General features: G+C 58.9%; 10 protein-coding genes and 1 pseudogene. 7 read left to right on the forward strand and 4 right to left on the reverse strand.

Annotated features, from left to right (window positions below; all coding sequences use genetic code 11):
* Positions 1 to 1,090 precede the first annotated feature (1,090 nt).
* Positions 1,091 to 3,685: a DEAD/DEAH box helicase gene (locus tag ACZY0Y_RS12800; protein WP_463958327.1), complete on the forward strand. Its 2,595-nt coding sequence runs from the start codon at positions 1,091 to 1,093 to the stop codon at positions 3,683 to 3,685.
* Between the two features lie 618 nt (positions 3,686 to 4,303).
* Here ACZY0Y_RS12800 and ACZY0Y_RS12805 read toward each other — a convergent pair.
* On the reverse strand, positions 4,304 to 5,404 hold the full coding sequence (locus ACZY0Y_RS12805; protein ID WP_463958329.1) for a hypothetical protein: 1,101 nt from the start codon (positions 5,402 to 5,404) through the stop codon (positions 4,304 to 4,306).
* 268 nt (positions 5,405 to 5,672) lie between these two features.
* Between ACZY0Y_RS12805 and ACZY0Y_RS12810 the strand changes: the two genes are divergently transcribed.
* Positions 5,673 to 6,593, forward strand: coding sequence for a hypothetical protein (locus ACZY0Y_RS12810; protein ID WP_463958331.1), 921 nt, complete (start codon positions 5,673 to 5,675; stop codon positions 6,591 to 6,593).
* Positions 6,594 to 6,799: 206 nt separating this feature from the next.
* Here ACZY0Y_RS12810 and ACZY0Y_RS12815 read toward each other — a convergent pair whose 3' ends face one another.
* Positions 6,800 to 7,156, reverse strand: a complete 357-nt coding sequence (locus tag ACZY0Y_RS12815) for a helix-turn-helix domain-containing protein (protein WP_463958332.1) — start codon at positions 7,154 to 7,156, stop codon at positions 6,800 to 6,802.
* A 588-nt stretch (positions 7,157 to 7,744) separates the two neighbouring features.
* On the opposite strand from ACZY0Y_RS12815, the gene ACZY0Y_RS12820 reads away from it, so the two are divergent.
* Both ACZY0Y_RS12820 and ACZY0Y_RS12825 read left to right on the forward strand, forming a co-directional pair.
* Complete coding sequence (locus tag ACZY0Y_RS12820; protein WP_463958334.1) at positions 7,745 to 7,975, forward strand: hypothetical protein; 231 nt, start codon at positions 7,745 to 7,747, stop codon at positions 7,973 to 7,975.
* Positions 7,976 to 8,466: 491 nt separating this feature from the next.
* Complete coding sequence (locus ACZY0Y_RS12825) at positions 8,467 to 8,880, forward strand: hypothetical protein (RefSeq protein ID WP_463958336.1); 414 nt, start codon at positions 8,467 to 8,469, stop codon at positions 8,878 to 8,880.
* A gap of 154 nt (positions 8,881 to 9,034) precedes the next feature.
* On the opposite strand, the gene ACZY0Y_RS12830 is transcribed toward ACZY0Y_RS12825, so the two are convergent.
* Together ACZY0Y_RS12830 and ACZY0Y_RS12835 are read right to left on the reverse strand one after the other, a co-directional pair.
* Positions 9,035 to 9,652 carry a hypothetical protein gene (locus tag ACZY0Y_RS12830; protein WP_463958338.1) on the reverse strand — a complete coding sequence of 206 codons (618 nt, stop codon included), beginning with the start codon at positions 9,650 to 9,652 and terminating at the stop codon, positions 9,035 to 9,037.
* A gap of 264 nt (positions 9,653 to 9,916) precedes the next feature.
* Positions 9,917 to 10,873, reverse strand: a complete 957-nt coding sequence (locus tag ACZY0Y_RS12835; protein ID WP_463958340.1) for a DUF6615 family protein — start codon at positions 10,871 to 10,873, stop codon at positions 9,917 to 9,919.
* A 488-nt stretch (positions 10,874 to 11,361) separates the two neighbouring features.
* Between ACZY0Y_RS12835 and istA the strand changes: the two genes are divergently transcribed.
* From istA to ACZY0Y_RS12850, 3 genes and pseudogenes are all read left to right on the forward strand, one after another.
* On the forward strand, positions 11,362 to 12,942 hold the full coding sequence (istA, locus tag ACZY0Y_RS12840) for an IS21 family transposase (protein ID WP_463958342.1): 1,581 nt from the start codon (positions 11,362 to 11,364) through the stop codon (positions 12,940 to 12,942).
* A gap of 8 nt (positions 12,943 to 12,950) precedes the next feature.
* Positions 12,951 to 13,718 carry an ATP-binding protein gene (locus ACZY0Y_RS12845; protein ID WP_463958343.1) on the forward strand — a complete coding sequence of 256 codons (768 nt, stop codon included), beginning with the start codon at positions 12,951 to 12,953 and terminating at the stop codon, positions 13,716 to 13,718.
* A 582-nt stretch (positions 13,719 to 14,300) separates the two neighbouring features.
* Positions 14,301 to 14,507: pseudogene (locus tag ACZY0Y_RS12850) on the forward strand (CpaF family protein); the annotation flags it as partial.
* Positions 14,508 to 14,531: the final 24 nt, after the last annotated feature.

Consider the following 14,531-nt stretch of genomic DNA (forward strand, 5'->3'; position numbering starts at 1 on the left):
TGCCGCCGGCCACCGCGATGGCCAATTTCAAGACAAAAAACCAGCCGCAAACCGTGGCTGCCTAACTGACAAGAAACCACCCGACTGTCTCACATCCTTGACACACCTCACATAGTGCCTGATTGTGTTCGGTGACCGGCCGGTCTCGGCTAGGAATTGGAGCCAAGACGATGCCACATGTAAAGCGTCGTTCTCGTCAACGATAACGAAACGTTCTGTTACCCCGTCACCGAGGAGGGCCCGGCTAAGTGTGTACTTGGGCTTCGCGATCACAGGTGCACGCCCAGCAAAGTGAGGACAGACAGGGACCCAACTCGGGTGTATGTCAGAGCACTGCGAGAGTCCTCGGCCTCTGGGCGGGCCTTCGGTAGGTCCGGCGCTGGGGAACGGGTCGAGTGGAAGCCCGGACGGTTTCTTGAGGGAAGCGAACCGACATGGGTTTGATTCCGGGTTGGCTGTAACTGAAACAAGTGTGTCCTTTCAAACTCGGCGAAACCGAGAAGCGTTTGAAAGGTGTGGCGACTCAGATGAAGACTACCTCGCCCGTCTGATGTGTCAACGACGCACCAGGCCGGGCGTCTCGCCGAAGCCTCCCACAGGATTTTGAGCAAGTCACCTAGTGAGGGAAGGGTCCTCGCAGAAACGGCAGGGCTCCACGGCGCGGAAGCCATGTTATTTTGTCGGCCTGTTCGGGCACAGGCTTTTCAGATTTTCCGTGGCAGATTTCGTTTGCAATCCTCTTGCTTGGAGGTTGCTCACCTGCAACACCCGCCAACTGGTCTTCGCCTGGGTGTCAACGTGGTCGGAGCCCACGCACGCTAAGTCCCGATGACGCGAGACGCCGCCGAGTTCCCACTTGAGGCATTTGCTACAACTGATGTCGAGTCTGGACGTACCCGATTGACCGGCACAGTTTCCGCGCGCCGGCATGGCACTTCAATGCCATCGTGGAAGTACGACGGGACGACGAAGTCAAATTGTCGTGGCTAAAACCTGGGGCTCCGATGTCAGAGATTATTTCGCCCCGGCTCCCAGTCGCGCCCAACGGTATAGTCAGCCGGACAATCATTCATAAGGTGGGGGTATAGATATGACCAATACGGGATACGAAGAAGTTTCATTTCCAACGAGGAAGCGGCCCCTTCGTGCGCCCGCTAATCCGGAGGAGCTTTTCGGTTCTCTGCCCAAAACCCCGACCCGTGTACCGGCGCTTTGGGCACATCAGGCAGACCAACTGCGCACCTACTTCGAAGAGCACAGAAACAGTCCGGATGTTGCATTGGAACTGCCCACAGGTTCTGGAAAGACCCTTATGGGTCTGCTCATTTCAGAGTGGCGGCGCCGATCATTATCGCATCGGGCCGTGTTCGCGTGCCCAACACAGCAATTGGCCGAACAAGTTCATGCCTCGGCCCAGGCGCAAGGCCTAGAGACAGTCCTGCTGATGGGTATGAGCAGTCAGTGGGACGAAGTTGACCTAAATGCTTACACCCGCGGCCAAGCGACAGCTGTGACAACATACAGCCAGATCTTCAGCGCATACTCCAAACTGTCCGACGCGCAATCTATCGTCTTCGATGATGCACATGCAGCCGAGGGTTATGTTGCAGAGTCTTGGGCCCTTCAGATTCCGAAGAAGCTCTCTGCCTACCAGCAGGTATTCGACACTCTGGCGGAAGACCTGGATCCCCTGTTGATAGCGCGCATATCAGACGGCGACGCCAGCGAGGCATCCGAACCTGAGGTGAGGATGCTGCCCTTGGCAGTCGTCGCGAAAAACAAAACGGCACTAGCCCAAGTCCTGAAGGACGCCATCGTCGAAGCGAAGGACCTGAAGTGGTCGGTCCAGCGCGTCTTACCTCATCTCTCCTCTTGCCTGTTCTACGTTGACAAGTCGCGGTGGTACATCCGTCCGATGATCCCGCCCACGTTCGAACATGGAGCCTTCACCAACCCTTCACAGCGGATCTACCTATCGGCAACGATTGGGGCAGGTGGTGAACTGGAGCGCGCTTTCGGGCGATCCGTAATTGCCAAGATCGGAGTTCCAGCGGCCTGGGAAAAGACAGGAAGTGGTCGGCGTTTTTTCGTTTTCCCCAGTCTGGCTGAAGCCGCGCAGCTACCAGGCGTTGGTCCTGCGGACGGCCTGAGCCTTACTGAGCAGCTGTTCAATCTGGCCGACAAACGTCTTGTCTTGAGCCAAAACGGCAAGACCACCGAGCAAATCGCAACGGTTCTGCATGTCCCTGAAGATGAGATTTACCGCGTCAGCAACCGTCAGTTCAATGACTTTTCCGAGGCTAAAGTGGGGACCCTCCTAGCCGCAAACAGATATGACGGCATGGATCTTGCCGACGAAATCTGCCGGATGATGCTGATTCACGGACTGCCTGGCGCCAGCCATCTTCAGGACAGATTCTTCGAATCGAAGCTTCGAGCTAGAAGTGTCCTTCAGGAGCGGCTACGGACCCGCGTGGTTCAGGGCCTAGGTCGATGCACACGAGGTCCACAAGACTATTCAGTTGTCGTTGTACAGGACGAGTCTTTGGTCCGGTTCCTGTCACGCGATGAGAACATCGAATCTATGCCGAGGGAGATGCAAGCCGAAATTCAATTTGGCCTAAACACGAGCGAACATGTCACCGAACCGCAATTGGTGGCACTCACGCGTAGTGCTTTGAAGCAGGATAAGAAGTGGACAGCTCAGGCGGAACCTCAAATTATTGAGTGGCGCGAAGATTCCGAAGTGAAACCCTATGCCGAGTCCGCTGAACTTGCTGCTTCAGCGGCGAAGGAAGTTCGGGCTTGGCGCGAGGCATGGACCGAGCAGTGGGCGGCTGCCGGACAGCTCGCCATGGAGGTTCACGCACAATTGAATGGGAATCAGCTGACGCCATATCGATCTCTCTGGGCCTATTTGGCTCACTCTTGGTTGGCCTTGGCGGCCGAAGACGGCGCGCCAACAAGCAAAAAATCCCAGGAGTATTTGGGGCTCGCGCACAACTCGTCGTTCGGCACTACTTGGCTCAAGGAAATCCAGCGTGTCAAGTCTTCCACTCCGACGTTGGAGGAATGGGACAAACAGGCTGTGGCTGCTATTCATGGGAAGGCGGCCTCGGGGATCCGTCCAACGAAGTTGCAGAGTGAGCTGACACAGATGCTGGCCGATGTTGGGCAGACAAACTCGAAGATTTACGAGCGCGGACTCACTGCCCTCGGGATGTTTTTGGGTGCGCGGGCTTTCAAGCCGGAAGGTGATGCACGAGCGGACAGCGTTTGGCTGTTGCCGGAGCTGTGGATGGCGATGGAAGCGAAGAGCGAGCAGCTCGATGGTGGCACCATCAATCCGACCTATGTCCGTCAGACCAACACTCAGTTGGACATGCTGGCCGACGACGAGGGACTGGAGCAATATCCAGAACAGAGCATCAGTGTCATCATCAGTCCGAAAGGCGTGGTGCGGCCCGAAGCCGTCGCGGGCGCTAACAGGAACGTTTATCTAGTGGTTCCAGAAATCATCAGAGAGATCGCAATCGAAACCAAGAAAGCTTGGGCAAAAATCAGGACGTTCGCGACTGATCAAGATGACGATGCCCAACGAAATGAGATCGCTGGGATCCTATGGGAGGGCGGCCTTCTCCCGACGCAAATTAGAGAGCGTCTCACTCGCGATCCTGTCAAATAGCTTGTGTCTCCACGCTTGCGGTTCGGATGCATGACTTGGTTAGCCGTGCTCGTCGCTGAGTGCCATTGGTCCCGCCGACCGGAGTTCGGCAAGCTGCCCACGCCCGCCCGCCAGGAGCAGCAGCGAATGTACAGCAGACGGAAAGATCGGCAACATGTCGACGATTTGCTCCGGACACATCGACCCGGACATCGCCCTCAGGAAGATCGTAGCCCGGGGTGAGGGGGACTTGTTCTGGGAGAACCCTGTTTGGACAGATGCGAGCGTCGTTACCCCCAGCGGGTCAGTGGCTGGGGGTAACGACGCTCGCATCAGATTCCCGCCCGACGCGCAGCCGTTCGAGTGCTGCGCGAAACCATGGGGATTGGCACGGAGTCAGCGGCGAGTCGATAGGGGTCATTTTCGTGGGTCCTGCACGCCACAGAGGCTGCCCCGTATGAAAAATTGGAGGATTCTGGGCGACATGAGCGCGATGATTTACCCTAGCAGACGAGATTTCCGAGTGAGAGGAACTCCAACTGGAAGAGCACGCTATGTCGGCGAGGCGCCCGACCGGTTACGGAGCGTTCGGCTTAGACCCGGTGCACCCACCCCCGTATCTCGAGTGAACGGAACCCGCTAGTCTTGCCTCCAGTTGTGCAAGGCATCGGACAGGGAAGCCAGTACAAGCAATACATCTGCATTGACGGTTTCATAGCTGAGCCCGGGTGACGTCGCCTCGACAAGACCATACATGGGCAGGCGTTCATCTAGCTCGGCCAGGTTCGCGGGTATGACGTAATGCATGCACCGGTTGCGCAACTTCCGCAACGTACGGATACGGACGGCCTCAGGTAAGTCTATGACGTCACTGACCCCAGACATCCCCGGTGTTTCGGTGATGTCTGGGTATCTGGCGCGCACTTCGTCCAGTGCACTGAGGGCATGGGAGACCGTGACAAACAAGACCCGGAAAACCGGACTCGCGAAAGGCCCCTCGATGCGCTTGAAGATGTGCAAACCGCTATTGATGGATCCCTCGATCAGGCACAAAATGTCGCTAAGCGCTGGCGGGAAGCTAGGATCGAAACGCGTCTCGTAGTAGTCCGATCGGTCGAGTGTGTTGATGGTTGGCGCAGTGCCCCATTGTTGGACAGGCAATGCCAAAAAATTCGGTGCGTAGCCGAATTGCCGGAGAATCGATGCTGCTGCCTTCCCGATGTCGAAGCCGAACCTGTTGGAATAACCGTTCGGGCCTGTGGTCCGCTCACTAAACCTGCCCGACCGTTGAAACTCAGCCGCACGGCTGGTCGTGAAAATGCGCCCGTCGCGGACGCCGAGTGCATAGTCAGGGACGAACGCCCATGCCTGGGAGTGTTGTTCGTCGATTCGTTCGAAGTCCTGAACAACTCCGTCGTATAGCTTTTTCGTGTCATCAAGCAGCTTTACCGAGTGCCTAGAAGCTTCGATTTCGGCCGCGAATTCCAGCTTGATCGCTCTGACATGAGCCGGCCGGCGCGTTTGCAGCAGAGCCATGCCCTCATGGACAACGCGCGCCATATGCGGCGTGAGTGCCAGGCCAATGATGCCCTGCCAGCGCTTATCGATCTGGCTTGCCTCCCCGAGCGATGCGAGCCAGTCAACATCGTCCCGAAACATACGGACGTCCAGGTTCGACCAGTCGGTGACAGCCAATGCCCTATTCTGCCTGCGTTGAAGCTTCGCACTCTTGCCGCTCATGCTCTCGACTCTAGCCCAGGCTTCCGGCTGGGAAGGCGCATCTGCAGTCGCGTCTAGCTGCCAGGAACTGCCCTCGTAGTTGGACTCAGCTCCTCAGAACGTTCCGGAGAACGATCGGCTAGCGGGCATCAAGGGCGGCATTAGGGCCTGAGAAAACGACGCCAGAGCGGACATTTTGGACCCAGTTGGGGGTGAGTTGGTTGGCACCAAGCGCCGGTATGGACCAGAGCGACCCAGTATGGCGCTCTAGATGCGCGAGAGTGTTCCTATGGAAAACACCTCACATGAGTCTGTAGCGGTCGGCGCGGTGCTCGGTAGCTTCTTCCCGGATGGCGGGAAGCCGATCGACGAAGCTGATAGCGGTCTGTTCCAAGTGTCCCTGAAATGGCAGAACTTGGCCGCCGTGGCTCAGCTCGCCGAGGTTCACGGCATTCTGGCGGGAATGCCCCTCGGGTACATGGCGGAGTTACTCGGACGCGCTGCGGCAGCCGGGGAACAACTTGGGCTAGCGCTCACCGCCGTCCGGGACGCGGAAGTCTGGCACGACATCGAGTCTGAGCACGGCCAAGAGAATAGGCGGGGTATAGCCGGCCGCGCCTTGGCTGAATCCTCTGGGCTCTGGTCGATTAGCACCGGTCACGCGGTCGCCAACGTAGTGGCACGAGTTGTACGAGCACACAGCTTGTCGACTCATCTGGATAAGGCGTTCAAGTGGGAGGGGCCGCCCGAGCCGTTTGATATAGGAAGGTACTCTAACCTTTCTCTGAACGACGGTACTGTGAAGGCGCTGTTGCGAGCCGCGTCAGCCACCGCGGCGCTGCCTGTGAAGTCACTCGTTGATCCGCTGGTCCATCTCGTTAAAAGTCCTGCCTGGGCGGCACTCACTTCACGTCGAGATATTGGCTATCACCGTTGGCGACCCCAGAGCATCGAAGGTGGTGCTTTGACTAAAAACCCTTGGATGGATGAAGGCCGCGGAACGATGTCGCTTAGCTTGGGATCTTCACCCGGTCATGTTCCCCCAACGGTTGACGACCTAGTGGCGGAGTCACGGGCTGGTCACGATGCACTCTCGTCCGCAATGGCCGATATCATCGCAAGGCTCCCAGAGGCGATGAAGAGCGTGGGCGTCGGTATCTGGAAAGTGGACGACGATCGCACGGTTCCGCCTGCGTCCGAGACCAAGTAGCGGTTGCGTACGCAGGCCTGAGCCCACAGGTGACCCTACGCTCAGCTCATCCTCTTTATAGCATTGACTCGATGTAACGGAGTCGGCCATACGCCCGTATTCCGATCCCCATATGGGCACGTGCGCGACACCAAGCGATCACTGAATGCCGCGGTCAAGCGATCAATTCCCCATGCGTCGGGAACCGGGAAGTAGGTGACGGCACGTTACTTCGGAAGAGGACCAGCGGACAGCCTAGCTCTCGTGCTGCTTCTTGCACTCCCGCGGCGGTGAGATTCAACCGCCGGCGCGTTGGAAGGCTTCGTGAACAGGTCAAGGATGTCTACTCCCAGAACGTCAGCAATGTCCCAGAGACGTTCGTAGGCGACACTCTTTCGTCCCCATTCAATCCCGATGATCATGCTCCTGTGCAACCCGGCTTCCAGACCCAACGCTTCCTGGCTGAGATCCTGTGCTATGCGAATCTCGCGGATTCGCGCTCCAACCTGCTTGCGGCGGTCCTGCCAAGCTTCTAGCCGGGCAGGTGGGGTCTGTGAAGGTCGAGTAGGCACATCCCATGGCACTAGAATGAAACATGTTTGTCTGTCGCACTAGTGCTACATGCGAGACGGATCACAGCCCAGAAAACGAAAGGCATTTCTATGGCAGTCTCAGTTCTACTCGATCTGAACCAAGTGGTGTCCGTTCGGGACCTGACGCTGTTTTTGAGTTACATCCCGGACGACTTAGACCCAACCACAGATCTCCGGATGGGAAACACGTCCGATGATCGGGCGCATTTCCTGGAAATCCCAATTCCCGTCACTCCAAAGTCGGAGTAGGCGCCGGGGGCTCTTCGCTGGGTGAAGGACGATTCCTGGCTCATGCCCAGTTGCAAGCTACACACGAAAGATCCCGTGTTGGCAAAAATGAGCGAGCTTGCCGAAGGCACAGACCGTCCTGTGACAGGGTTAGCCGCAATGAAGCCCCGGTGATCCTCCCGCCGCGTTCTGGTTGTTCCTGCCCCGGCTTCCCGCTTCGGTGGAGGGCCCGTCGCCCTCCGGGCATTCGCGATGCCCGCTAATGCCCGGAGGCGTGAGGAATTACCTGGCCTGCGTCCCGCTGGCAGAGCCCACGTATTGAAGCGGCAATCAGGGCCTAGGCTGGTTGCTATGACCGCCATGGATGACCTCGAAGTCATCGTGAATACTGTCCTCGGCCGGGATGACCATCCGCTGGTGAACCGGATTCTCGAGCTGATGACACCGGAGGCTGCCCTACTGTGGCTTCAGGGGTCCGAACCATTCCTTGGAGGGGCACGGCCCGTGGACGTTCTCGCCCTCGATGGCACCGGCCCTGTCCTGGACGCCTTGCGCGCGCTCGAACAAGGCGGATTCGCCTAAAGCGAGGAAGGCGCAACCAAGAAAAAACTATCCTGACCAGGGACGACATCGTTCGCATCCGGGCCACGGTCGACGCGGACTATGATCGCGATGTAAACAACCTCACCGGCGATACGACAGATGACCTGCGGCCGATCCACGCACAATCGCCGACATCGGGAACCGAGACCACAACCAGCGAACCGCCATATGAACGCCGACGGCTGCACCACAAAGCTCAATTGCTACGCAGCCCGCAACGCCAACTTTCGCCGAAGCCCTCAGTCGCCACACCTGTGGGCCAATGCCTGCTATGGCTCTCTCCCCCGATATCTCCGAACCGGACGATCTGGCCTGCGGCTACTTCGCACAGCGAGGATTGCGCGTGTCGACTGCGAAAGATGGTCCCTCAGATCACAGCTCGGCTGCCAGTCCGGCGTGGCTTCTTGGTCTCTTGTTGTCTGGAGATTATGCCCGCTGCTGCCCGGGTCGACTCAACTAGGGTGATGAGCATGAACTTAGCCGAATGGGGCGAGGAACTGACGGAGTCGCTTGCAGATGGCCCCGGGGCACCCGCCTTGCTGACTTTGGCACCGTGTCGGGACTCGACTGCCATCACCGAGGTCATAGAGATCGCACGTCATGCAGTCACCGCCGCCTGCTGGCCTCTGTACGAACTCACCGCAGACCAGATCGGAGGCACCCGCGGCCCGCTCCAGGAAACCGGATTCCTCATCCTCCGTGACGTCGTCGCGCCGCTTACTCCGGGAGTACCCGTACTGGTCGCAGCCTTCCAACACCTCGTGCGCCGAGGCCTGCCCGTAGGACTACTAGTGCTGGGCTCCGCGGATGGCATCGACGAACTACGCAGACACCCGGCGATGGGATTTCTAAGCCGCGCGGAATGCGTCGTGCACGAGGGATGAAACCTAGCAGAAAGAAAGGGGCCCTGCGCTGTGCCGGTTCCCCAATTTTCAAGGAACGGCTCGGAGTCCGACCGACCCAATAGGCCGACGCTGGAACAACAGCGTTCTGGATGCTTCTAGGAAAGTCATTGACCGCGAAATTGATGGATGAATGTTATGCCTCCTGGGTCTGTAAGTCCTCGACGTAGGCGTTGATGCACTGCTGGAGTAGCACTAGGGCAGCCGGGGTGATGTCCTCCAGCGCGACATCGCCCAAGTGCTCGAACATCCCGATATCCCTCTCAACGCTTACCCAGAAGCGATGGACGTCATGAAGGATCGTCACTGCGTCTACAAACATCTGCGGGTCGAGGCTTCGATCGGGGTCAATGATAAAGCTCGCCAGATTATGGGTTAGTTCATGGCGATGGTTGTAAATGCCTTGAAGGCGTTTGGCCTGCACCGCCGTGATGGCATCCGCACGGACCAGCCACGCCGCGGACGCATCAAACTTTTGTTTGTTGTTACTAATCCAACCTTCAGCACGCGCCGCGTCGATGACGTCCTCCGTATATCCCCTCTCGTCGAATTTGAACCCGGCCTGATCGAAGCCTATGCAGTAAAAATCCCGGACTCTCTCCAGAATGGCCTGCTTGAGCATCTCGTGCGTCATTTGATAGAGCCCGGCAAACGCTAGTGCCGAGCGGATAGCCGCGGGCTGCAGCTTTGCCATCAGCCGCTGCTCGTACTCTTCCCTGGAACGACCTCCGAATGCGTCTGAGGATTCCGCCATGGTTCCCGTCTCCCTTCGCGTGCCGACCAACAAATAATTCTGATCCTGGCCAAGTCCCTCGGAGAGCGGCCGACCGCCCACAGCGCTAGAATCTCCAACGCTGCCCGCCTCATTTCTCGATCGCCAAGCCTTCGGTCCCAGCACCTGCATGACAACTTTGTTCGCTTCAGGGATAAGCCGGGGGCGGACAATGATCCTTGCGGCGGCCCTAGTGTTGCCTATTGACAAATCCCGCCAGCCCAAGCGACATTTCGGCCCCAGAAGTTAGTCATGAGGCGTTGGTTCCGCAGGCCGGTCGTCCCGCACCTGCCACAGAGCCACCACATAGCGCGGTGCCGGAAAATCGTCGGCCGGATAGACCACAGGTTCTTGAGTCCCTTCACCTAGTCGCGGCAGATAGTTCGGGGGCTCGCTTTTTACACCAATGTAAACGGGGAGATCTTCAGCCCGTGGGAAGAGGATCGAATCTAGGCGTCGTTCAGTTTCGCTCACGGCTCTGGCTGCAATTACTGCAGGGTCGTCTTCGCGTGTGCCCTCAAGGAAGCCTAATTGTCTAGCACCCCTGGGAAACGCTGGACGTCGGTCAGCACACGTTGTAGCCGAGGGGCATGCCGCCAGACAAGACCAAGGGATTGAGTGTCGCGCCGCGAGATCCACTGGAACGTGCCGGAAGCCGTTTCTAATGTAACTACGGAACATCGTGGTTGCGGAGACCGCGGTAACGCCATCGACGCCGTCGGGGAGATGGTTCGCCTGACAAGCCTGACGCACGTAGTTCGGGCTCAAACCTGGCTCGTTGTACATGGTGTAAACGGCACGCATACCCCGCTGAGCCGATGTCGCAAGGAGCATTTCAATCTGCGACCTTTTTTGTTTGCCGCTCAAATATCCGACATCATAGCTAACGCCATTGTCGGACTTTGCCTTCTTAGCCTGGACCATGAACGAGAACCATTGGCGATCGCCCTCGACCCAGAACTCCCAGTCAACGCCGCTACGTCCTTCCTTGGCTTTAGTCGTTGGCGTAACGCGGAGATTCGGTACGGCTTTCCGCAAAGCTAAGAGGGTTAGATCCGTGATTGCCTCTTCCCCTAAATCGAGCCCGTAAAACGTGGTCTTGGTCAGGTCGTCTGCGGTTCTGTGGGCCGCGCGGGCCATCGCTCTTGTGAGACTGTGCCGCTGTTTTGGCACAGTCGATACCCATTGGTCGATGTTCGACAAGTTATTCTGAGGTCCCCCATTAGTCATAGCAGGAGCCTATCGGTGAACGGCGTGGACAGGATTACCTCACGGTTCGCGGGGTAGTCTTCTTCTTCTTCTGACAATGAAGTCTTCGGAGCATGACTGAAGCAAAACAGGGTTGGGCTTCTCCCTCCAGCACCGGTGGCTGAGTGCTGTGAGCGCTAGTTGGGAGGCTTCGGGGCGCAACAAATGTCCGAGTTGGGCCGACTGTTCCATGGCAGCGGCGCGGAAGGAGTTGACGCTCCGATATCTTGATGAGAGATGCTCGGTACGGACGCCAAACACCTTGGCTATCGTCTCCTATTCGATACGGTCACCGTTTATTGGCGGATAGCCGGAGTTGGTACGGGCAGTCCACGTAGTTGGTACTGCTTTTCCCTGTAGTTGGTACTGCGGTCGTTTTCGCGTGTTCCTCTGCGAAACGGCGACACATTGGGTGTTGCTGATTCCTGATGGAGGAAGCATCGATGGCGAGCTACAAGGCAATTATGGCTTTGGTGTTTGAGGGCCGCAGCTACGACGAGATCGTGGGCATCGTGGGGTGTTCACGCCGGGATATTTCGGTGGTGAAGAAGACCGTGGCGGCCAGAGGCTTGACGGCCGCGCAGGCTGCCTCAATGGGTGAGGCCCAGTGGGCGGAGTTGTTCCCTGATGGGCGCCGGAATGTGTCGGGAGCCTTTGACCAGCCTGACTTCGCGCAGGCGTTGAAGTCGATGAAGAGCAACAAGCATTTCACGTTGCAGCAGGCGTGGCGGATATATGTGGGGCTACCGTCGGGGCAGGGCAGGAAGTACGGGTACTCGCGGTACTGCCAGCTGTTCACGGAGTTCGTGGCCACCCATGATGTCGTCGCGACGCTGCACCACGAGCCGGGCCGGGCACTGCTGGTGGACTGGGCCGGGGACACTCTGCCGGTGACGGATTCGGTCACCGGTGAAGTCCGTAAGGCTTACCTGTTTGTTGCCGTCCTGCCTTTTTCGGGGCTCGTGTTCTGCCGGGCCTTTGCCGACATGAAGCAGGAGGCCTGGATCAGCGCACATGTGCAGGCCTTTGAATTCGCCGGCGGTGCCACCCAGATCATCGTCCCGGACAACGCTTCCACGGCCACCCACCGGTCCGTCAAGGGCGACAGTGCCAGAGTTGTCCACGCCCGGTATCAGGATCTCGCCGATCACTATTCTACTGCCGTAGTGCCGGCCAGGGTCCGGAAGCCCCGCGACAAGGCAGCGGTGGAATCGGCGGTGAACACCATCAACAAGCGCGTGATCGGCTACCTTGCCGAAGAACTTTGGACCACCTTCGCGGAGTTGAACGCCGCGATTGAAGAGCGGATGGTGGAGATCAACCACCAGATGCGCCGTGCCGACGGCACGACCAGGTATGAGCGGTTCCTGGCGGAGGAAGCCGGGCTGCTGCAGCCGCTGCCGGCTGAGAGGTTCGATACGGTGGCGTGGAAGCAGCTGAAAGTCGGCCGGAACTACCACGTCACCGCCGAGTCCCAGCACTACTCGGTGCCCTACACGCTGGCCGGTAAGATTCTGCGGGTGCGCCTGACCTCCGTCACGGTCACCATTTTCGATGGCGAGACTCTCGTGTGTGAGCATCCACGCAAAGCCGGACGGAAGGGTCAATACTCCACTCGCGCAGAGCACGCGCCGAAACAGCACCAGGACATCGACGGGCTGTGGTCACGGCAGTGGTTCGTGCACCGTGCCAGGAGCTTCGGGCCGGCGACCACGGCGGTGATCGAGATGATCCTGGACCGCTCCGTCATTGAGGCGCAAGCCTACCTGGACTGCCAGAACATCCTGCTGACCCTGGGCAAGAGCAACAAGCAGCGGCTGGAGGCAGCCTGCCAGGAAATCATCAACCAGCGCGGCTACCCGACCTACACCACGCTCAAACGCATCATGGCGACCATCACCGGCGACAACCAACGCACCCGGCCGCTGGTTGCGGCGGCCTCCAACCAGAAGAGCACTCCCGGGGCGGTGGACCTGCCCGGCGTCATGGTGCGCGGCGCCGACTACTACCAGGAACGTCGGTGATCCGGGAAGTGTTTACCAGTGTTGACCACGAGAAATTCAGAGCCCTGCGCATCACGCACGTCGCGACCCGGTTTGAAGAACTCATCAAGGACGAAGCGAACGACGATGCCACCCCGGAGGAACTGTTCCTCACCGCCGTTGACGAGGCCCTGGAACTACGCCGCTCCAGCAGGATTGAGAAACTCATCAGGCAGGCAGGGTTCCCGCTCCCGGAGGCCACGGTCGCTGAAATCGCCTACCCGCCCGGGCGCGGCATCACCCCGGTAAGGATGAAACGCTACGCCAACCACGACTGGAGAGCCGATCCGACGAACCTGCTGATCATCTCCCCAACCGGAGGAGGCAAAACCTACCTGGCCTGCGCGGTCGGCGTCGCCGCCTGCCACAACGAGCACACCGTTCACTACACGCGGATGGATGAATTGGCACGCCGCCTGGTCATCGCACGCGGGGACGGAATCGGCCACCAAACCATGCTCAACAAGCTCAGCGACGTTGACCTGCTCATCATCGATGATTTCCTTACCGTGGGAATCGACCCGAATGCCGCCAGCGACCTCTTCTCGATCCTAGCCAACCGCGACCACCGGCTGCCGACTATCATCGTCAGCCAATCCGGCCCCGCCTACTGGGTGGAAGCCCTGCCCGACAAGGTGGCCGCCGACTCCACCGTGAACCGGCTCGCCAACCAGTCCCGCACACTCAACCTCGGCGAGATCGACATGCGACGGCTACGCAACCAGGAAGCCAAAGCAACCACCGGCTACTGGGAATAAGCCCCACCGGACCCGCGGCGACCACGAATACCGGCCGGGCTGGCCAAGCAGCCGCCCCGGCCGGTACCAGGTCCCCGGAACGGCAGTACCAACTATGTGGACAACACGTACCAACTCGTCCTATCCGCCAGTTTATGCGACACCAGAAGCACGTCGCCATCTGGACACATTCTTCTCGGGTGGAAAGACGCGGTCCTACTCGGGGTAGCTCAAACGAAAGTTTGACGACCTGGCCCCTCATGCCGCGGAAGTGGCAGCTGCGTTGAAATTGCCAGAACGGCGTTCGTCTGATGCATATGAGGTCCGGGCACCCTCGTGCCCCGCCGGGCGGTTCCAGCCGCGTATGTTCCGAGCGGGTTTCCCTGTTTCACGGCCCCTGTCCGGGTCGAGTGTTTTGACTCTGGCCCCAGAGCCAATATTTGGCAACGACGTCTGGGCGGTGGGGAAGGGAAAAGCAACTCTGCTTGCCTGTCCAAGATTCGAACCCGACTCTCTGCTGGCGCTGTTCCAATGGCTGACAGTAGCTGACAGCCAATACCTTGAATTCCAGGCATCTAACAGGCTTAGGGCTAGATAACATACGGATCCCGCCTGCACGTCGTGATTCCAGACGTGACGCGGCGCCACTGGGCCATCAACATCCGCAAGTTCGTGGTGAAGGCCAGCCGCCTGGAACACCTTGTGGAACTTGGCACGCTGACGCCCCAGGCAGCCCGGTTCCTCGGCGCGGCTGTGGCCAGCGGGCTGAACATTCTGGTCTCCGGCGCAACCCAGGCCGGCAAGCCGACAAGTCGCTAATACACCGGGTTGCTC

The organism is Pseudarthrobacter kochi (assembly GCF_055412805.1).

Bases quoted from the DNA above. Each gene is read 5' to 3' on its own strand.
- ACZY0Y_RS12800 (WP_463958327.1), top strand. From the start codon at position 1,091: ATGACCAATACGGGATACGAAGAAGTTTCATTTCCAACGAGGAAGCGG.
- ACZY0Y_RS12805 (WP_463958329.1), bottom strand. From the start codon at position 5,404: ATGAGCGGCAAGAGTGCGAAGCTTCAACGCAGGCAGAATAGGGCATTG.
- ACZY0Y_RS12810 (WP_463958331.1), top strand. From the start codon at position 5,673: ATGGAAAACACCTCACATGAGTCTGTAGCGGTCGGCGCGGTGCTCGGT.
- ACZY0Y_RS12820 (WP_463958334.1), top strand. From the start codon at position 7,745: ATGACCGCCATGGATGACCTCGAAGTCATCGTGAATACTGTCCTCGGC.
- ACZY0Y_RS12825 (WP_463958336.1), top strand. From the start codon at position 8,467: ATGAACTTAGCCGAATGGGGCGAGGAACTGACGGAGTCGCTTGCAGAT.
- ACZY0Y_RS12830 (WP_463958338.1), bottom strand. From the start codon at position 9,652: ATGGCGGAATCCTCAGACGCATTCGGAGGTCGTTCCAGGGAAGAGTAC.
- istA (WP_463958342.1), top strand. From the start codon at position 11,362: ATGGCGAGCTACAAGGCAATTATGGCTTTGGTGTTTGAGGGCCGCAGC.